This window comes from Pseudomonas sp. H1_A03 (assembly GCF_054685145.1).
In genome coordinates, this window is the sequence record NZ_CP162829.1 from 5747917 (window position 1) to 5765703 (window position 17787).

The following is a 17787-nucleotide window of genomic DNA, read 5'->3' on the forward strand; positions in this document are numbered from 1 at the left end:
AAAACTGAACAAGTTGCTCACTATTATTCAATTTTACAGAAAGTCAATCAGCTTTAGCCTGAGGGTATTCGCTTACCCGCAGGAAACTTGACCATGTCTCCCTTGATACGCTTACTTGCCAGCTTCGTCGCCCTGATGATGGCGATGGGCATTGGCCGCTTCGCCCTCACCCCACAAATGCCGCACCTGCTCAGTGAAGGGCAGATCGACCTGACCGGCGCCGGCCTGATCGCTGCCGCCAACTACCTGGGCTACTTCGTCGGCGCGGTGGATTCGATCTTTGCGCGCAGCCACCACCACGTGCGCGGGCGCTTGTATGGCGGCTTATGGCTGTGTGTGTTGCTGACGCTGGCGTCGTATTGGGCTCATGGGTTCTGGCCGCACCTATTACTGCGCTTTGGTACCGGTGTCGCGAGTGCCTGGGCACTGGTGATGATCACCAGCCTCAGCCAACCATTGGCGATTGCGGCCGGGCGTCCGCGCCTGGGCGCCTTGGTATTCGCCGGGCCAGGGTTGGGGATTCTGTTGACCGGGTTATTGGCGCTGGGCTCCAACCTGCAGGGGCAAAACTCGGCGACGTTATGGCTGGTGTATGGCGTGGTGGCGTTGGTGATGTTGTTGGCAATCCTGCCTTTCCTGCCCAGGCCTTATGCCGATGGCGCAGCGGTTGCCAGCCACACCGAGGGAGGCAGCAACGGCAGCATCGCGCATTTGTGCTGGATCTACGTGCTGTTCGGCCTTGGCTACATCATTCCGGCAACCTTCCTGTCGCAGATGGCCAGCGCGCAGTTCAAGGGCGCCTGGCAGGCCGATCTGTTCTGGCCGTGCTTTGGCCTGGCCGCAACGATTGGCGTGGGAGTGGCGAGCCTGCGCCGCAAGGACCCGCATACCACGCGCCGTTGGCTGATGACCACGCTGTGGCTGCAAGCGGCCGGCGTGTTCGCCTGTTTGTTCGGCAATGGCTGGGGTTTGGCGCTGGGCGTGCTGCTGTGTGGCGGGCCGTTCCTGGCCTGCATGCAGTTGGTGATGGCCCGCCTGCGGGACGTCGCGCCCCACGGCTACCAGCGCAGTACCGGGCTGCTGACCGCCAGCTTTGCCATCGGCCAACTGAGCGGCCCGTTGCTGGCGTCGGTCAGCAGCCACCTCAGCGGCGGGTTGCAACCCGCGCTGGTGATTGCCGGCGCGGGCCTTTTAATAGCGGGCTCGGTGCTGCTCAGCCGACAACCAGCGGCGCAGGCACATGAATCTGCTCACGCCGAGCCAGCACCAGGAAAAACAGCCCACCCAGGAAGCAGCCGGTAAACCAGGCGAAGTTGGCCATAAACTGCAACGCCGGGGTAAAGGTGATCGCGACACCCACCAGCGTCGCGGGCACAAGCGCTTTGATCGCCGTCCAGTTCACGCCACCGTCGAAGTAGTAGCGCCCGCTGGGGCTGTCATCAAACAGTGCATCCACGTCGATCTTTTGTTTTTTGATCAGGTAGAAATCCACCAACAGAATCCCGAACAGTGGCCCGATAAACGCGGCGAGGATATCCAGGGTGTAGTGGATCATCAGCGGGTTATTGAACAGATTCCACGGCGTGATAAAGATCGACGCCACGGCGGCGATCATCCCGCCGGCACGCCAACTGATTTTGCTCGGCGCGACGTTGGCGAAGTCAAACGCCGGGGAAACGAAGTTGGCGACGATATTGATACCAATGGTCGCGGTGACAAAGGCAAAGGCACCGAGCAACACCGCCATGCTGTTATCGATGCGCGAAACCGTGGCAATCGGGTCATGCAGCATTTCGCCGAACACCGGCAAGGTGCCCGAGACGATGACTACGGTGACCAGGGAAAACGCCAGGAAATTCACCGGCAGCCCCCAGAAGTTGCCGCGTCGTACGTCCTGCATGCTGCGACAGTAGCGGCTGAAGTCACCGAAATTCAGGGTGGGCCCGGAGAAGTACGACACCACCAGCGCGGTGGCCACGATCACCTGGCCAAACGCCTGCCAACCCGACAGGGATTTCTCTGACAGGGTGAAGCTGATATTCGACCAGCCCGCCTTCCACACGATCCAGCCGGCCAGGGCAAACATCACCGCATACACCACCGGCCCCGCCCAATCGATAAAGCGGCGGATAGACTCCATACCAGCCCAGAACACGGCCGCCTGGAGCAACCACAGGCTCAGGAATCCAAACCAGCCGAGGTACGACAGGCCTGCAAAGTGCGGTTCGGCATACACCGCCATCTGCGGGAAGAAGCGCAGCACCACGATGATCAACGCACTTGATGCCAAATACGTCTGAATCCCATACCAGGCCACGGCGATCAAGCCACGAATCACTGCGGGGATATTCGCGCCAAACACGCCAAACGCCAGCCGACAAATCACGGGATACGGCACAGCGGCCTGCTGGCTCGGCCTGGCCACCAAGTTAGCGATCAACTGAACAATGCAAATACCGGCGAGCAAGGCGATCAACACCTGCCAACTGGCCAGCCCCAGGGCGAACAGGCTGGCGGCGAACACATAACCGCCAACGCTGTGCACGTCGCTCATCCAGAAGGCGAAGATGTTGTACCAGGTCCACTTTTGCGGCAGTGGGCCCAAGTCCTTGTTGTACAGGCGCGGGCTGTAGCCTTTGGGCAATTGTTCGGTCATCGCTGGGCTCCTCGAAATACCGGCCTGCGCTTCCGTCACGGGGTGCATACGGGAGGCGGCATGGTTTGTATACGAGACAGTCAGCAGAATGCGTGCCAATTGAGCGCAATCCCTTTGATACGGTGTTCCAAAGAGATTGATACAGGTCTATAAGCGGGGACCGCGCTCAGCTACGGTGCACATCAATCCTGTACACAATCAACGGTGCACTCGATGTGCACACAAGTAGCCCACCGTACAGCACGCCGCCGTCAGAAAGGTGCCCCAGGCCATATCCATGATCGCCAATTGCGCGGACCAACCTTGCAGCGTGGCCCAGTTGCTCAGGTCATAGGTGCCGTAGGCAACCAGACCAAGCAAGGCGCCAAGGCGTGCGGCGCGTTGCCAGCTTGCGCTGGGCAAGACCACGAACACTACGCAACCCAGTACATAAAGGAGATAGAAGAGTGTCGCAGGCAACAGGCGGGGCTGATCCAGCATCAGGGGACCCAGCAGGGATTTGTAGGTGGGTCCCATGAGGACGCCAAGCCAGAGGCCGTCCAGGATCAGGAACGCGAGCAGAGTGCCGAGGTAGGCGAAGAGCATTTTCTTGGTCATTGATGCAACCTCTGTAGGCACCGGACGGCGCCTACAGAAGAGCAAAGCGCGATCAGCTTAGTTCAATGCGATCCGCGTGAATCACGATCTGGCCCTGCTTATACAGCGCACCAATGGCTTTCTTGAAGTTGCCCTTGCTCACGCCGAACAAGTTACTGATCACCGTCGGGTCGCTTTTGTCGCTGACCGGCAAGGTGCCGTTGTTTTCACGCAACTTGGCGAGGATCTTCGAGTTCAGGCTGGAGGCCGCTTCCTGTCCGACCGGTTGCAGGCTCAGGCTGATATTGCCGTCAGCGCGGATTTCTTTGATAAAGCCTTTTTCTTCCTTGCCCGGGCGCAGGAACTTGAACACTTCGTTCTTGTGGATCAGGCCCCAATGCTTGTTGTTGATGATCGCCTTGAAGCCCATATCAGTGGCTTCGGCCACCAGCAGGTCGACTTCCTGGCCCACCTGGTAGTTAGCAGGCGTTTTGTCCAGGTAACGATCCAGGCGCGCAGTGGCGGTGATGCGCTTGGTGTGTTTGTCGAGATAAACGTGCACCACGCAGTATTCACCTGCGGTCATCTGGCGTTTTTCTTCCGAGTAAGGCAGCAACAGATCCTTGGGCAAACCCCAGTCAAGGAACACGCCAATACTGTTGACTTCCACCACTTTCAAACTGGCGAATTCACCCACTTGAACTTTCGGTTTTTCAGTGGTGGCGATGAGTTTGTCATCGCTGTCCAGATAGATGAAAACGTTAAGCCAGTCTTCATCTTCGCTGGGAATATCTTTAGGGATATACCGATTAGGCAAGAGGATTTCACCGTCTTGCGCACCATCCAGGTACAAACCGAAGTTAGTGTGTTTTACCACTTGCAAGCTGTTGTAGCGCCCGACTAAAGCCATGTCCAAATACCCTCATTGCGTGAGCGGCATTCTACCCGAGTTGGACCCGCCACGCGCGGGCGCCTGAAAAAACGCGGGCTGAGGTGGCCTTGCAATAGCATCGCCCAACGCACAGCCCCGCTCGTCCGATCAATCGGCCAGTTTTTTCAAGCCGCCAACCCTCGACCGCCCCATGGTTTCGAATTAAAACAATAAGTTAGGGGGCTTATTTGAAAAATGAAACTTTGCTGTTTCCGACCGCTGCACTTATTCCCGGGGGATATTTACCAAGCAATTGTCAAGTATTTCCTGTACGATGCCTGGCCAAGTTAATTTTCTACAGGTTAGTGGCCGCCATGCGTGTAAAAGCATCCAACAGCAAAGCAAAGCCAGCTCCAGCCGTTGAAACCAGCGAATCGATCAACAGCCAGATCGCTGCGTTCCTTAAGTCCGGCGGCGAAATCCAGCAAATTGCCAAAGGCGTGAGCGGCCAGACTTTCGGCCCATCCAAGCAGATCAGCTTGGGTAAAAAGTAATACCGCGCAACACACCTGGTCCCTAAGCGTCTTGCCCTCAAGGCGCTAGGACTAGAGCTCGAAATACCCTCTCCAATCATCCACATTTTTGCATGAATCGACGAACGGGCCTCACCTGCAGGCATTCGCCGGTATGCTTGCACGCGTCTAGCACGGGCATCTGCCCGATTTCCTTCGTCACTGCTCCTCGCTTTTCATGGAGTGAAGCATGCTCAAATCCTGTATTTTCCTGGTCGGTGCCCTGGTGACCTGCCCCCTCGCCGAAGCGCAAATCTTTCAGCGCGAATTGGGTGATTTCGATTTGAAATTGGGCACCACTCCCAGCCGCAGCATGGCGCAGGGCTTGGTCAAGCCGACGTCGCCTGGCAGCGACTCGTTCCATGGCGGGTTGGACCTGAGCCACGACAGCGGCCTGTACTTCGGCCAGTTTTCCCCGAATATGGGCTTGTCCTCGGCCAGCACCCTCGAAGTCGATTCCTACATGGGTTTCAAACACCCCTTCGATCAGACCCTGGGCTACGAAGTGGGCTTGATCCATTACAGCTACCCCAAGCTCAGCCCCCTCGACAGCCAGGAGTTCTACGGCGGCCTGAACCTGCTGGGCAATCGCTTTGGCGCCTCCTTCAGCAACGATCCGGACCGCCAGGACAGCACCCTGTTTGCCGACCTCGGCGGCACCCAACCTTTCGGCATTGGGGTCAGCATGAAATACACCACTCATCAGTTGGGCGCTCCAGTCTCGGTGGACGGCGGCTCCATCCGCGCCTTCAGTGACTGGTCGGTGCAATTCTCGCGGGAATGGATGGGCGTTGACCTGAACCTGATCTACAGCGACTCCAGCCTGAGCGGCGGGGATTGCTCGGCGTATTCCGGACATAATTCGCAATGCGATGGTCTGTTGACGTTGAAGGCCGCGCGGACGTTTTATTAATGGGCTGAACTGTCGCGCCCAGCGCGGGTTCACATGTGACACCCCATTCCGCGAAGGACCCGCCCATGCTGCGTCGGCTCAAATTACTGGTGGTATTGCTGACCGTGAGCCTGATGCTCGCCGGCTGCAATCGCGTGGGCCTGGCCTACCGCAACCTGGACGTGATCATCCCCTGGACCCTCAACGATTACCTGGACATGAACGCCGGGCAAAAGAGCTGGTTCAACGACAAACTCAAGGAACACCTGGCCTGGCACTGCACCACGCAGCTGCCGGGTTATCTGGATTGGCTGGATCGCCTGCAACAGATGGTCGACAACAACCAGGTCACAGACGCCGCCTTGCAGACCCGTACCGCCGAAGCCAAGCAGGCTATTGACGAGGTCGCCCGTGAGATCACGCCATCGGCCATCGAACTGCTCAAGGGCCTGGACGATCAGCAGGTCAAGGAAATGAACGAGGCGCTGGCCAAGGATCTGCGCAAGCGCCAGGATGAATACCTGAAGCCGCCACTGGCCAAGCAGATCCAAGAACGTGCCGAGCGCATGAGCAAGCGCCTGGATACGTGGATGGGCCCGCTCAGCGCCAGTCAGCAGAATCGCGTGACGGCGTGGTCGCTCGCATTGGGAGACCAGAACACGGAATGGATCGGCAACCGTGCGCAGTGGCAGGCTCAATTCATCGACGCCGTGCAACACCGTGCAAGCGCCGACTTCCCGCAGAAAATGCAGCAGTTGCTGGTGGATCGGGAGAGCTTGTGGACCCCGGAGTATCGCGCTGCTTATGCCCAGACAGAGGCTGCAGCGCGCAGTCTGTTGGTCGACCTGATGGCAGACAGTAGCGCGCAACAACGCTTGAAGCTGACGCAGAAAATTGACGGCGTGCGCAGCGACTTCAAAGCGCTGAAATGCCTGAAGGCTGCCACGATCTAAAAATGTGGGAGCGGGCTTGCCCGCGATAGCGATCGGTCAGTAACGACTATATCGACTGACACGCCGTCATCGCGGGCAAGCCCGCTCCCACAGAAGCACTCAGGCAATCTGAGCTTTTGACGCCACTTCAGCAAAGGTCGCCGGATCCAGTGCATCCGCCTGCTCATCCAACACCTGACGCGGATGATCGTTGCCCGGGATCGAACTGTCGATCAGCGCCAGCAACTGCGCGCCGAGTGCAGTCAGGATGAAGTTCTCGCCATTACCGCCCTCTTCCTCAGGGCGCGATTCAATAAAGCCACGCTTGAACAGCAGCGCCTCATAATCCGCAGCGGTCTTTTTCAGCGCATCCAGGTTGCCGGTCGATTCGCCCGCCGTCGCCTTCTCGGCTGCTTCCTGCTCGGCATACTTGCGCGGCGCGAAGCTGCCCTCGCCGTTCTGCACTTCATGCAACAGCCGTTCGATCAGATCCCAGTTGTAAGTCGTCATCCTGATTCCTCCTGCAGGCTTAAGGAAAATTAGCCCGTCTTGAGGTGTGACCCGTCACGTCAGCCGCCGTTCAGCCGAATAGACGGCGTGTCATTTCTCTGAACTTTCCAGACGTTCGCGCCCTCAACAGCACATAACCGCCAAGGAGGTCTCTCCATGAAAACCCTGAAAAACCTGGCGATCGCCGCCACGCTGCTGACTGCTCTGCCAACCTGGGCCTGCACACCAGACGAGGCCACGGCCAAGCGCGAACAACTGGCCCAGGAAGTGGCCAAACTGACCGAACAGAACCCGACCAAGGCCAAGGAGATGAACGACGAGCTGCAGAAGATGGATCTGGATACCGAAAGTGCCGAGTTTCCTGACAAGTGCCAGTTGATCGATGCCCGACTCAAGGAACTCAAGGAAGCAGCCGCCAAAGCCAAAAGCTGAAGGCATAAAAAACCGGACAAATGTCCGGTTTTTTTCATCACTCAAGCCTTACTCAGCAGCCGGTGCTTCAGGCTTGCGGCGCTTAAGTGGCGCCATGCCATCTTTGCTGACGAGCGACAGGTTGTCGGTCTTCGGCCGGTTGGCGATCTTGCGCTTGGTCGGCGACTTGGCGCCGGTTTTCTTCTTGTCGCCCTTGGCGTCGGTCTTTTTCTTCTTTACGCCAACCGCCTTGCCCGACGCCTTGACCTTCTTCGGTCCGGTGTACGTGCCTTTGACTTCCTTGATGGTGCGACGCTCGAACGACTGCTTGAGGTAGCGCTCGATGCTCGACATCAGGTTCCAGTCGCCGTGGCAGATCAGCGAAATGGCCAAGCCGTCGTTGCCGGCACGCCCGGTACGCCCGATACGGTGCACGTATTCGTCGCCGCTGCGCGGCATGTCGAAGTTGATCACCAAGTCCAGGCCGTCCACGTCCAGGCCGCGCGCGGCAACGTCGGTGGCAACCAGAATCTTCACGCCGCCAGCCTTGAGGCGGTCGATGGCCAGTTTGCGGTCCTTCTGGTCTTTGTCACCGTGCAGCACGAACGCTTTGTATTCCTGGGCCACCAGGCGACCGTAGATGCGGTCGGCCGCAGCGCGGGTGTTGGTGAACACGATGGCTTTCTGATAAGTCTCGTTGGCCAGCAGCCAGTTGAGAATCTGCTCTTTGTGCACATTGTGGTCGGCGGTGACGATCTGCTGACGCGTGGTCGCGTTCAGGTCGCTGACGTTGTTGACCTGCAGGTGCTCAGGGTTGTTGAGGATCTTGGCGACCATTTCACGCAGGGTCGAACCGCCGGTGGTGGCGGAGAACAGCATGGTCTGCTGGCGGTTGACGCACTCGGCTACCAGGCGCTGCACGTCGTCGGCAAAGCCCATGTCGAGCATGCGGTCGGCTTCGTCCAATACCAGCACTTCGACTTCCTTGAGGTCAAGGTTGCCGGCGTTGAGTTGCTCGATCATGCGGCCAGGGGTGCCGATCAGGATATCCGGCACCTTGCGCAGCATGGCGGCCTGGACCTTGAAGTCTTCGCCGCCGGTGATCAGGCCGGACTTGATAAACGTGAACTGCGAGAAGCGCTCCACTTCCTTCAAGGTCTGCTGGGCAAGCTCGCGGGTCGGCAGCAGGATCAGGGTCTTGATGCTGACGCGGACTTTGGCCGGGCCAATCAAACGATGCAGAATCGGCAGGACGAAAGCGGCAGTCTTGCCACTCCCGGTTTGAGCAGTCACCCGCAGGTCACGCCCTTCGAGCGCGAGCGGGATGGCCGCTGCTTGCACCGGCGTAGGCTCGACAAATTTAAGCTCGGCCACGGCTTTGAGCAGGCGTTCGTGCAGGGCGAATTGGGAAAACACGGGTGCTACCTCGAAGAAATACAAAAAAACAGCTGCATAGGTTACCGGTTTCGGGCGTCCAAACCGAGTTTCTTTACGCGAACGGTACTAATCAGCTGCTTTTTTGTCAGGGCATTTGTCCATGACGTCAACTTTGTCGCACTTAAATGCTCTAATCGCCCCGTCTTGTCTTACAGAAGAATCGGTCTCATCCATGGATATCAAACAGCTCTGGCTCAACGTCCAAGACCTTTGGGGCACCCTCGATCAACACCCGTTGCTCCATGCCAGCCTCGGTCTGCTGGTGTTGCTGGTCGTGGCGCTGCTGCTTGGACGTGTAGCGCGTTATCTCATTCTCCACGCCGTCAAATTGCTCGGCCGGCAGCCGGCCCTGCACTGGGTCAACGATCTGCGGCATAACAAAGTCTTTCATCGCCTGGCCCAGATGACGCCGTCGCTGGTGATCCAGTTCGGCCTGTACCTGGTGCCGGACCTGAGCAAGACCGCCATTCTGTTTATCGGTAACGTGGCCCTGTCGCTCACCATTCTGTTCCTGGTACTGGCCATGAGCGCACTGCTCAGCGCCTTGCTGGACATCTACGCCCGTACCGAACACGCACGCACCCGCTCGATCAAGGGCTATGTGCAGTTAGCGAAGATGGTGTTGTTCGTGTTTGGCGCGATCATTATTGTCGCCACCCTGATCGACCGTTCGCCGCTGTTGCTGCTCTCAGGCCTGGGTGCGATGTCGGCGGTGATCCTGTTGGTGTACAAGGACACCTTGCTGTCGTTCGTCGCCAGCGTACAACTGACCAGCAACGACATGTTGCGGGTCGGTGACTGGATCGAAATGCCCCAGGTCGGCGCCGACGGCGATGTGGTGGACATCACCTTGCACACAGTCAAGGTGCAGAACTTCGACAAGACCATCGTCTCCATCCCCACTTGGCGCCTGATGTCCGAGTCGTTCAAGAACTGGCGCGGCATGCAGGCCTCCGGCGGGCGCCGCATCAAGCGCTGCCTGTATATCGACGCCAGTGGCGTGCGTTTCCTGCGTGACGATGAAGAACTGCGCATGACCCAGGTGCACCTGCTCACCGACTACATCGGGCGCAAGCAGGCTGAACTCAAGGCCTGGAATGAAGCTCAGGGGAACAGCGCGCAATTGTCGGCAAACCGCCGCCGCATGACCAACCTCGGCACCTTCCGCGCTTATGCCCTGGCGTACCTGAAAAGCCACCCGGACATCCAGCCGAACATGACCTGCATGGTGCGCCAGATGCAAACCACCGCCCAGGGCGTACCGCTGGAGATCTACTGCTTTACCCGCACCACAGCGTGGGCGGATTACGAGCGGATCCAGGGGGATATCTTTGATTACCTGCTGGCGGTATTGCCGGAGTTTGGCTTGAGCTTGTATCAGCAGCCGAGTGGCAATGATCTGCGCGCTGGGATGTTGCCGGCGGTGCTCGGGGCCAGTCATTTGCCGGCCCCGGAAAAAATATCGATTTAACGACGCGGCCTATTGTGGGAGCGAGCCAGCCCGCTCCCACAAGGGGTTCAGCGTAACAATGGCGCCTTTCGCACACCCAACCGACTGATCCACACCGCCCCCAGAATCACCAACCCACCCAAGGCCAAGCGGCCCAGCGGTTCGTGCTGGTTCCAGATCAGCAGGTTCAGCAGCAGCCCCACCGGCACATGCAGATTGTTCATCACCGCCAGGGTGCCGCCATGGACCAGGCAGGCGCCTTTGTTCCACCAATACATCCCCAGGGCGGTGCTGACCAGTCCAAGAAATACCAGCACGCCCCATTGCAGCGGTGCTTCCGGCAGAAAGTTCGACTTGCCGAACAGCAGGAACGCCGGCAACACCACCAGCAACGCGCCCACGTAGAAGTAACCAAAGCGTCGGTAGTGCGGCAAATCACTGGGATAACGCGCGACCAAATGCTTGTACATCACCTGCCCGGCGGCGTAGGTGAAGTTGGCCAGTTGCAGCAGCAGGAAGCCCCCAAGGAAGTGCGGGGTGATCTGGTCGAAGCGGATCACCGCCGCGCCGGCCACTGCCACCAACGCGGCGATCAACGCCCACGGGTTGAAACGGCGGTTGAGGGCATCTTCGATCAGGGTCACGTGCAGCGGCGTGAGGATAGTGAACAGCAGCACCTCCGGCACCGTGAGCACGCGAAAGCTCAGGTACAGGCACACGTAGGTCACGCCAAACTGCAGCGCGCCAATCACTAGCATGCCGCGCATGAAGGCTGGCTCCACCGAACGCCAGCGCGTCAGCGGGATAAATATCAGCCCGGCCAGCAACACGCGCACCAGCACTGCAAAGTAGCTGTCGACGTGACCGGCGAGGTATTCGCCGATCAAGCTGAAGGAAAATGCCTGAATCAGAGTGACAACCAGTAAATAGCCCATGCGCGCCTCATTTCGAATGGGCGGGACATTAAAGGTTTTCGACGATTGAAGAAACTCGGCGCAAAAAAAACCCGACCTCGCTAATGCGTCAGTCGGGCAGGAGCACTCAGGAGCAAAAAGTGCAAAGGGAGGTTCGATACGCGTACTTGAAGGGTTGCGTGGCGCTAGATAAACACCGAGGGATTATCTGGCGATTAAAAGATCAGGCGACCTGTGCCAGCAGCGCCTTGGCGTGGTTAATGCCTTTTTCCTGGAAGTCCCCACTCAGGTTCACCCCTTCGGCGTGAATGAAGGTGACGTCGTGAATCCCGATGAATGCCATGACCTGACGCAGGTAGGGTTCCTGGTGATCGGAAGTGGCCCCCGTGTGGATGCCGCCGCGCGCGGTGAGCACGATGGCGCGCTTGCCGGTCAGCAAACCCTGAGGGCCGGTGGCGGTGTATTTGAAGGTCACACCCGCACGCAACACGTGGTCCAGCCAGGCCTTGAGGGTGCTGGGGATGGCAAAGTTGTACATCGGTGCGGCCATCACCAGTACGTCGGCCGCCAGCAGTTCGTTGGTCAATTCGTCGGAGCGATCCAGGGACGCCTGCTCGTTGCCGTTGCGCTGATCCGCGGGCTTCATCCAGCCGCCAAGCAAGTTGGCGTCCAGGTGCGGGACCGGGTTGAGGGCCACGTCACGCACAGTGATCTGATCCGCCGGATGGGCGGCCTGCCATTGGCTGATGAACTGCCGGGTGAGTTGGCGGGAAATCGAATCCTGCTGGCGGGCGCTGCTTTCGATGATCAGAACATTGGACATGGCTTTGTAGGCTCCATCTGTAATTGCTGTAAGTCGATGGAGTGAAGATTAAACAGAGCCAATTCGATTAAAAAGCGTAAAAAACTGCTATAACCCATCTATAAATTTGTTCATAAGCGGAGTATTGCTGTCAGCATGCTCCGCTGTCGGGTTACTTCGGCCCGCAAGCCAGGGCGATACGCATCTTGATAATGGCGCGGTTGAACTTGGCCGTGGTGTTCGTGCTTTTTCCCGCCGGCACCGTGACCGTGCGGCGACGCGGTGATTCCGGCCCGTTGGTGAAGGTTACCGAGCATACGGCGTCATTCGTGCCGTAGTTATTGAGCTGGATCGAACTGATATCGCCGTCCACATCGGAGGCGGTGTAATCGATGCTGACGCCGTCGATCTTTTTTGTGACGTCGATGGGGTAGGCAAATGCGCTCATCGGCAGCAGCGCCAGCAACACACAACAGAATTTTCTCATTCGGCAGTCTCCAATAAGGACTGTCAGCTTAGGACAAGAGGAACCCATCTTGAAAGCGCCCCGCGTTACCCTCGATCAATGGCGTACGTTGCAAGCCGTGGTCGACCATGGCGGCTTCGCCCAGGCGGCCGAAGCGCTGCACCGTTCGCAGTCTTCGGTGAGCTACACCGTGGCCCGCATGCAAGACCAGCTCGGTGTGCCGCTGCTGCGCATTGATGGGCGCAAGGCGGTGCTCACCGACGCCGGTGAAGTGCTGTTGCGCCGCTCCCGGCAACTGGTGAAAAACGCCAGCCAGCTGGAAGACCTCGCGCACCATATGGAGCAGGGCTGGGAAGCCGAGGTCCGCCTGGTGGTGGACGCGGCCTATCCGAACGCACGCCTTGTGCGCGCGCTCTCCGCCTTCATGCCGCAGAGCCGTGGTTGCCGCGTGCGCCTGCGTGAGGAGGTGCTGTCGGGCGTTGAAGAGCTGCTGATTGAAGGCGTGGCCGACCTGGCGATTTGCGGTTTCAGCATCCCGGGCTACCTGGGCACGGAAATGAGCGATGTGGAATTTGTCGCCGTGGCCCACCCCGAGCACACCCTGCACCGCATGAATCGCGAGCTGAGTTTCCAGGACCTGGAAAGCCAGATGCAGGTGGTGATCCGCGACTCCGGTCGCCAGCAACCACGGGATGTGGGCTGGCTTGGCGCCGAACAGCGCTGGACCGTCGGCAGCCTGGCCACCGCCGCCGCCTTTGTGGGCAGCGGCCTGGGCTTTGCCTGGTTGCCTCGGCACATGATCGAACGTGAACTCAGCGAAGGCGTGCTCAAGCAGCTACCCTTGGAACAGGGCGGCAGCCGCCACCCCACGTTCTATCTGTATTCAAACAAAGACAAACCCTTGGGGCCGGCGACGCAGATCCTCGTGGAACTGCTGCGCACCTTTGACACCGCCCCCCTGGACGCGCCCTTCGCTGCCCCCTGGCAAGCCTGAAACGGAGTTCAAGCATGGCCTGGTTCGACCACGAAGGATGCAGCCTGCACTACGAGGAATACGGCCACGGCACCCCGCTGATCCTGATCCACGGCCTGGGCTCCAGCAGCCAGGATTGGGAGCTGCAGATTCCCGTGCTGGCCAAACATTACCGCCTGGTCCTGGTGGATGTGCGCGGTCATGGGCGCTCGGACAAACCGCGCGAACGCTACAGCATCCAGGGCTTCACCTTTGATCTGCTCGCGCTGATCGAACACCTGGCCCTGCCGCCCGCCCATGTGGTGGGCTTATCCATGGGCGGCATGATTGCCTTCCAACTGGCGGTGGATGAACCTGCACGGGTCAAGAGCCTGTGCATCGTCAACAGCGCGCCGGAGGTGAAGGTACGCAGCGCCGATGATTACTGGCAGTGGGCCAAGCGCTGGAGCCTGGCGCGTGTGCTCAGCCTGGCCACTATCGGCAAGGCGCTGGGCGACCGCCTATTCCCCAAACCGCATCAGGCCGACCTGCGCCGCAAGATGGCCGAACGCTGGGCAAAAAACGACAAACGTGCTTATCTCGCCAGCTTCGATGCGATTGTAGGCTGGGGTGTGCAGGAACGCCTTTCGAGGATTACCTGTCCAACCCTTGTCATCAGCGCCGACCACGACTACACCCCCGTGGCGCAGAAAGAAAACTATGTAAAACTGCTGCCCGATGCGCGACTGGTGGTGATCAGAGATTCCCGCCACGCCACGCCATTGGATCAACCCGAAGTCTTTAACGCCACGCTGCTCGATTTTCTAACGACAGTCGAAACCACTACCCAGGATCATTGACCCATGCTGAAAAAAATCGCCTTTCTTGCCGGTTCTGTTTTGTTCGCTGCCAACCTGATGGCGGCCGAACCCGCCAAGGCGCCTCACGTACTGATCACCACCACCAACGGCGACATTGAAATCGAACTGGACCCGGTCAAGGCCCCGATCAGCACCAAGAATTTCCTGGCCTATGTCGACAAGGGCTTCTACAACAACACGATTTTCCACCGTGTGATCCCGGGCTTCATGGTCCAGGGCGGTGGGTTCACCCAGTCGATGTCGCAAAAGCCAACCGAAGCGCCGATCAAGAACGAAGCCAGTAATGGTCTGCATAACGTACGTGGCACCTTGTCCATGGCGCGCACCAGTGATCCGGATTCGGCCACCAGCCAGTTCTTCATCAATGTGGCCGACAACGCTTTCCTCGACCCAGGCCGTGATCGCGGTTATGCCGTATTCGCCAAAGTGGTCAAGGGCATGGACGTGGTCGACGTGATCGTCAATTCGCAGACCACCACCAAGCAAGGCATGCAGAACGTGCCTATCGATCCTGTCTACATCAAGTCGGCCAAGCGCATCGACTGAGATCTGCAGGAAGCTCCGTGCGCAGCCCACAAGGCTGCGCGCGCATTTGAACAGGAGAGCCCGCCAGGCGGGCGTCAACCCTAATGCTCTATCGTCGTTTTGAACAACTGATCGATATTTTCCGCGACGCGCCAAGCGCCGCCCCGCCCGATAAAGTCCTGCCGTTCTACCTCTACTACCTGCGCCAGGTGTGGCCATGTTTTGCCGCGCTGTTGGTGGTGGGCTTGATCGGCGCATTGATCGAAGTCGCGCTGTTCAGCTACCTGAGCCGTATCATCGACCTGGCCCAGGGCACGCCGCCCGCCAACTTCTTCCAGGTCCACAGCACCGAGCTGATCTGGATGGCCGCAGTTGCCCTGTTGCTGCGTCCGATCTTCGGCGCCCTGCATGACCTGCTGGTGCACCAGACCATCAGCCCCGGCATGACCAGCCTGATCCGCTGGCAGAACCATAGCTACGTACTCAAGCAGAGCCTGAATTTCTTCCAGAACGACTTCGCCGGGCGTATCGCCCAGCGCATCATGCAAACCGGCAACTCGCTGCGTGACTCTGCCGTGGCTGCGGTGGACGCGATCTGGCACGTGGCGATCTACGCCATCAGTTCCCTGGTGCTGTTTGCCGAGGCCGACTGGCGCCTGATGATCCCGCTGGTGAGCTGGATCATCTGCTACAGCCTGGCGTTACGCTATTTCGTGCCCCGGGTAAAGGAGCGCTCGGTGATTTCGTCCGAGGCGCGCTCCAAACTGATGGGCCGCATCGTCGATGGCTACACCAACATCACCACCTTGAAGCTGTTTGCCCATACTCAATCCGAGCAGGAATACGCCAAGGAAGCGATCATCGAGCAGACTGAAAAAACCCAGCTGGCCAGCCGGGTGGTGACCAGCATGGACGTGGTGATCACCACCATGAACGGCCTGCTGATTGTCACCACCACCGGCCTGGCGCTGTGGCTGTGGACGCAGTCGCTGATTTCCGTGGGCGCGATCGCGCTGGCCACCGGCTTGGTCATTCGCATCGTCAACATGTCCGGCTGGATCATGTGGGTGGTCAACGGCATTTTCGAAAACATCGGCATGGTGCAGGACGGCCTGAAAACCATCGCACAGCCACTGGCCGTGATCGACCGCGACAACGCCCCGCGCCTCAGCGTGCCCCGGGGCGAAGTGCGCTTCGAGCAAGTAGATTTCCACTACGGCAAGAAGAGCGGGATCATTGGCGGCCTTAACCTTGAGATCAAGGCCGGTGAAAAGATCGGCCTGATCGGCCCGTCCGGTGCGGGCAAGTCGACGCTGGTCAACCTGTTGCTGCGACTCTACGACCTGCAAGGCGGACGCATCCTGATCGACGGCCAGAACATCGCCGAGGTCGCCCAGGAAAGCCTGCGCGCACAGATCGGCATGATCACCCAGGACACCTCGTTGCTGCACCGCTCGATCCGCGACAACCTGCTGTACGGCAAGCCCGACGCCACCGACGAAGAACTCTGGGCCGCCGTGCACAAGGCCCGCGCCGATGAGTTCATCCCGCTGCTGTCGGACGCTGAAGGCCGTACCGGGCTGGATGCTCACGTGGGTGAGCGCGGCGTGAAACTCTCCGGCGGGCAGCGCCAACGTATCGCCATCGCCCGCGTGCTGCTCAAGGACGCGCCGATTCTGATCATGGACGAAGCCACGTCAGCCCTGGACTCGGAAGTGGAAGCGGCGATCCAGGAAAGCCTGGAGACCTTGATGAAAGGCAAGACGGTGATTGCGATTGCGCACCGCTTGTCGACCATTGCGCGGATGGACCGCCTGGTGGTGTTGGAGAAAGGCCTGATCGCCGAGAGTGGCAGCCATGCCGAGTTGCTGGCGCATGGTGGGTTGTATGCGCGGTTGTGGCAGCACCAGACGGGAGGCTTCGTCGGTATCGACTGAAACAACACCGCAATCCCCTGTGGGAGCTGGCTTGCCTGCGATGGCGGTCTGTCAGCCAGCCTCCCAGTACTGACCCACCGCTATCGCAGGCAAGCCAGCTCCCACCCTTGACTTGCGCCAGGCGTCCGACCCCAAAGGACACTGGCGCTTTTTCATGCCCTGGATTTGTGCCGCAATCGTGCTGTACTCAGTGCAGTGCCCAGACGGGCGCTGAAGTAAATCTGCAGGGAGCATCACTGATTTACTGATCTGGTAGAGCGATCTATCAAGGACGTGTTGCATGTCTTTGTTCAAGCGTTCAGTCACAGAGGGGTTAGGTACGTTTTGGTTGGTGTTGGGCGGGTGTGGGAGTGCGGTGTTGGCCGCAGCGTTCCCCGCAGTCGGGATCGGCTTGCTGGGTGTGGCCCTGGCATTCGGGCTCACGGTGCTGACCATGGCGTTCGCCATCGGGCATATCAGTGGTTGTCACCTCAACCCGGCGGTATCAGTGGGGCTGGTCGTGGGCGGAAGGTTTCCGGCCAGGGAATTACCGGCGTACATCGTGGCGCAGGTTATCGGCGGTACGGTCGCCGCGGCGCTGTTGTACTTCATTGCCAGTGGCAAACCGGGGTTTGAACTGGCGTCGGGGCTGGCGTCCAACGGCTATGGTGAGCATTCACCCGGTGGTTATTCGCTGGCGGCGGGGTTTGTCACAGAGCTGGTGATGACGGCGATGTTCGTGCTGATTATCCTCGGCGCCACCGACCGCCGCGCCCCACCGGGCCTTGCGTCCATTGCCATCGGTCTGGCGCTGACCCTGATCCACCTGATCTCCATTCCCGTAACCAACACCTCAGTCAACCCGGCCCGCAGTACCGGCCCGGCATTGATCGTCGGCGGGTGGGCGATCCAGCAATTGTGGATGTTCTGGCTCGCGCCGATCCTTGGCGCGGTGATCGGCGGCTTTACCTATCGATGGCTGGGCAAGGAGGAGCCAGGCTGAGGCAGAGCGCTATCCTTTGTA

The 17787-nt window shown here is 59.4% G+C and carries 19 protein-coding genes; 11 read left to right on the forward strand and 8 right to left on the reverse strand.

Going from position 1 to position 17787, the window contains the following annotated elements; all coding sequences use genetic code 11:
- The first annotated feature begins 93 nt into the window (after positions 1-93).
- Positions 94-1302: an MFS transporter gene (locus tag AB4O35_RS26565; protein WP_065881204.1), complete on the forward strand. Its 1209-nt coding sequence runs from the start codon at positions 94-96 to the stop codon at positions 1300-1302.
- On the opposite strand, the gene AB4O35_RS26570 is transcribed toward AB4O35_RS26565, so the two are convergent.
- The 3 genes from AB4O35_RS26570 to AB4O35_RS26580 all read right to left on the reverse strand — a co-directional run bounded on the left by AB4O35_RS26570 (position 1214) and on the right by AB4O35_RS26580 (position 4142).
- Positions 1214-2656 carry an NCS1 family nucleobase:cation symporter-1 gene (locus AB4O35_RS26570; protein WP_065946224.1) on the reverse strand — a complete coding sequence of 481 codons (1443 nt, stop codon included), beginning with the start codon at positions 2654-2656 and terminating at the stop codon, positions 1214-1216. The two genes, AB4O35_RS26565 and AB4O35_RS26570, sit on opposite strands and share 89 nt — an antisense overlap.
- A 198-nt stretch (positions 2657-2854) precedes the next feature.
- Positions 2855-3253, reverse strand: coding sequence for a DUF2177 family protein (locus tag AB4O35_RS26575; protein ID WP_065873810.1), 399 nt, complete (start codon positions 3251-3253; stop codon positions 2855-2857).
- A 52-nt stretch (positions 3254-3305) separates the two neighbouring features.
- Complete coding sequence (locus AB4O35_RS26580; RefSeq protein ID WP_049712084.1) at positions 3306-4142, reverse strand: CvfB family protein; 837 nt, start codon at positions 4140-4142, stop codon at positions 3306-3308.
- Between the two features lie 335 nt (positions 4143-4477).
- On the opposite strand from AB4O35_RS26580, the gene AB4O35_RS26585 reads away from it, so the two are divergent.
- The 3 genes from AB4O35_RS26585 (at position 4478) to AB4O35_RS26595 (ending at position 6520) form a co-directional block, all read left to right on the forward strand.
- Positions 4478-4657, forward strand: coding sequence for a hypothetical protein (locus AB4O35_RS26585; protein WP_003193095.1), 180 nt, complete (start codon positions 4478-4480; stop codon positions 4655-4657).
- Between the two features lie 208 nt (positions 4658-4865).
- The gene (locus AB4O35_RS26590) at positions 4866-5588 is read left to right on the forward strand and encodes a TorF family putative porin (RefSeq protein ID WP_065873812.1); all 723 of its coding nucleotides are present in this window, start codon (positions 4866-4868) and stop codon (positions 5586-5588) included.
- A 65-nt stretch (positions 5589-5653) separates the two neighbouring features.
- Positions 5654-6520, forward strand: coding sequence for a DUF6279 family lipoprotein (locus AB4O35_RS26595; RefSeq protein WP_065873813.1), 867 nt, complete (start codon positions 5654-5656; stop codon positions 6518-6520).
- Between the two features lie 99 nt (positions 6521-6619).
- On the opposite strand, the gene AB4O35_RS26600 is transcribed toward AB4O35_RS26595, so the two are convergent.
- Positions 6620-7009 carry a hypothetical protein gene (locus AB4O35_RS26600; RefSeq protein WP_017134854.1) on the reverse strand — a complete coding sequence of 130 codons (390 nt, stop codon included), beginning with the start codon at positions 7007-7009 and terminating at the stop codon, positions 6620-6622.
- A 156-nt stretch (positions 7010-7165) separates the two neighbouring features.
- Here AB4O35_RS26600 and AB4O35_RS26605 point away from each other — a divergent pair, with 156 nt between their 5' ends.
- Complete coding sequence (locus AB4O35_RS26605) at positions 7166-7441, forward strand: hypothetical protein (RefSeq protein WP_065873814.1); 276 nt, start codon at positions 7166-7168, stop codon at positions 7439-7441.
- 48 nt (positions 7442-7489) lie between these two features.
- On the opposite strand, the gene AB4O35_RS26610 is transcribed toward AB4O35_RS26605, so the two are convergent.
- The gene (locus AB4O35_RS26610) at positions 7490-8836 is read right to left on the reverse strand and encodes a DEAD/DEAH box helicase (RefSeq protein WP_065873815.1); all 1347 of its coding nucleotides are present in this window, start codon (positions 8834-8836) and stop codon (positions 7490-7492) included.
- Positions 8837-9029: 193 nt separating this feature from the next.
- Between AB4O35_RS26610 and AB4O35_RS26615 the strand changes: the two genes are divergently transcribed.
- Positions 9030-10328, forward strand: coding sequence for a mechanosensitive ion channel family protein (locus AB4O35_RS26615; protein WP_065873816.1), 1299 nt, complete (start codon positions 9030-9032; stop codon positions 10326-10328).
- Between the two features lie 47 nt (positions 10329-10375).
- Here the strand turns inward: AB4O35_RS26615 and AB4O35_RS26620 are convergent, their stop codons facing one another.
- The 3 genes from AB4O35_RS26620 to AB4O35_RS26630 all read right to left on the reverse strand — a co-directional run bounded on the left by AB4O35_RS26620 (position 10376) and on the right by AB4O35_RS26630 (position 12510).
- Positions 10376-11242: a carboxylate/amino acid/amine transporter gene (locus tag AB4O35_RS26620; RefSeq protein WP_065873817.1), complete on the reverse strand. Its 867-nt coding sequence runs from the start codon at positions 11240-11242 to the stop codon at positions 10376-10378.
- A 202-nt stretch (positions 11243-11444) separates the two neighbouring features.
- On the reverse strand, positions 11445-12044 hold the full coding sequence (locus AB4O35_RS26625; protein ID WP_049712077.1) for an FMN-dependent NADH-azoreductase: 600 nt from the start codon (positions 12042-12044) through the stop codon (positions 11445-11447).
- A gap of 151 nt (positions 12045-12195) precedes the next feature.
- Entirely contained in the window at positions 12196-12510 is a 315-nt protein-coding gene (locus tag AB4O35_RS26630) for a 3-phosphoglycerate kinase (protein ID WP_065873818.1), read from the reverse strand.
- A gap of 49 nt (positions 12511-12559) precedes the next feature.
- Here AB4O35_RS26630 and AB4O35_RS26635 point away from each other — a divergent pair, with 49 nt between their 5' ends.
- From AB4O35_RS26635 to aqpZ, 5 genes are all read left to right on the forward strand, one after another.
- Entirely contained in the window at positions 12560-13483 is a 924-nt protein-coding gene (locus AB4O35_RS26635; RefSeq protein WP_065891102.1) for a LysR family transcriptional regulator, read from the forward strand.
- Between the two features lie 14 nt (positions 13484-13497).
- On the forward strand, positions 13498-14301 hold the full coding sequence (locus tag AB4O35_RS26640; RefSeq protein WP_065873820.1) for an alpha/beta fold hydrolase: 804 nt from the start codon (positions 13498-13500) through the stop codon (positions 14299-14301).
- Positions 14302-14304: 3 nt separating this feature from the next.
- Positions 14305-14868 carry a peptidylprolyl isomerase gene (locus AB4O35_RS26645; RefSeq protein WP_065873821.1) on the forward strand — a complete coding sequence of 188 codons (564 nt, stop codon included), beginning with the start codon at positions 14305-14307 and terminating at the stop codon, positions 14866-14868.
- 83 nt (positions 14869-14951) lie between these two features.
- Positions 14952-16784: an ABC transporter ATP-binding protein gene (locus AB4O35_RS26650; protein WP_065873822.1), complete on the forward strand. Its 1833-nt coding sequence runs from the start codon at positions 14952-14954 to the stop codon at positions 16782-16784.
- A 280-nt stretch (positions 16785-17064) separates the two neighbouring features.
- The gene (gene aqpZ, locus AB4O35_RS26655) at positions 17065-17766 is read left to right on the forward strand and encodes an aquaporin Z (RefSeq protein WP_065946225.1); all 702 of its coding nucleotides are present in this window, start codon (positions 17065-17067) and stop codon (positions 17764-17766) included.
- Positions 17767-17787 lie beyond the last annotated feature (21 nt).

What these genes read in the sequence shown, in the direction of transcription:
- AB4O35_RS26570 (WP_065946224.1), bottom strand. Translation starts at nt 2,656, where the DNA reads ATGACCGAACAATTGCCCAAAGGCTACAGCCCGCGCCTGTACAACAAG.
- AB4O35_RS26580 (WP_049712084.1), bottom strand. Translation starts at nt 4,142, where the DNA reads ATGGCTTTAGTCGGGCGCTACAACAGCTTGCAAGTGGTAAAACACACT.
- AB4O35_RS26595 (WP_065873813.1), top strand. Translation starts at nt 5,654, where the DNA reads ATGCTGCGTCGGCTCAAATTACTGGTGGTATTGCTGACCGTGAGCCTG.
- AB4O35_RS26575 (WP_065873810.1), bottom strand. Translation starts at nt 3,253, where the DNA reads ATGACCAAGAAAATGCTCTTCGCCTACCTCGGCACTCTGCTCGCGTTC.
- AB4O35_RS26590 (WP_065873812.1), top strand. Translation starts at nt 4,866, where the DNA reads ATGCTCAAATCCTGTATTTTCCTGGTCGGTGCCCTGGTGACCTGCCCC.
- AB4O35_RS26565 (WP_065881204.1), top strand. Translation starts at nt 94, where the DNA reads ATGTCTCCCTTGATACGCTTACTTGCCAGCTTCGTCGCCCTGATGATG.
- aqpZ (WP_065946225.1), top strand. Translation starts at nt 17,065, where the DNA reads ATGTCTTTGTTCAAGCGTTCAGTCACAGAGGGGTTAGGTACGTTTTGG.
- AB4O35_RS26600 (WP_017134854.1), bottom strand. Translation starts at nt 7,009, where the DNA reads ATGACGACTTACAACTGGGATCTGATCGAACGGCTGTTGCATGAAGTG.
- AB4O35_RS26615 (WP_065873816.1), top strand. Translation starts at nt 9,030, where the DNA reads ATGGATATCAAACAGCTCTGGCTCAACGTCCAAGACCTTTGGGGCACC.
- AB4O35_RS26650 (WP_065873822.1), top strand. Translation starts at nt 14,952, where the DNA reads ATGCTCTATCGTCGTTTTGAACAACTGATCGATATTTTCCGCGACGCG.
- AB4O35_RS26625 (WP_049712077.1), bottom strand. Translation starts at nt 12,044, where the DNA reads ATGTCCAATGTTCTGATCATCGAAAGCAGCGCCCGCCAGCAGGATTCG.
- AB4O35_RS26645 (WP_065873821.1), top strand. Translation starts at nt 14,305, where the DNA reads ATGCTGAAAAAAATCGCCTTTCTTGCCGGTTCTGTTTTGTTCGCTGCC.
- AB4O35_RS26620 (WP_065873817.1), bottom strand. Translation starts at nt 11,242, where the DNA reads ATGGGCTATTTACTGGTTGTCACTCTGATTCAGGCATTTTCCTTCAGC.
- AB4O35_RS26640 (WP_065873820.1), top strand. Translation starts at nt 13,498, where the DNA reads ATGGCCTGGTTCGACCACGAAGGATGCAGCCTGCACTACGAGGAATAC.
- AB4O35_RS26605 (WP_065873814.1), top strand. Translation starts at nt 7,166, where the DNA reads ATGAAAACCCTGAAAAACCTGGCGATCGCCGCCACGCTGCTGACTGCT.
- AB4O35_RS26630 (WP_065873818.1), bottom strand. Translation starts at nt 12,510, where the DNA reads ATGAGAAAATTCTGTTGTGTGTTGCTGGCGCTGCTGCCGATGAGCGCA.
- AB4O35_RS26585 (WP_003193095.1), top strand. Translation starts at nt 4,478, where the DNA reads ATGCGTGTAAAAGCATCCAACAGCAAAGCAAAGCCAGCTCCAGCCGTT.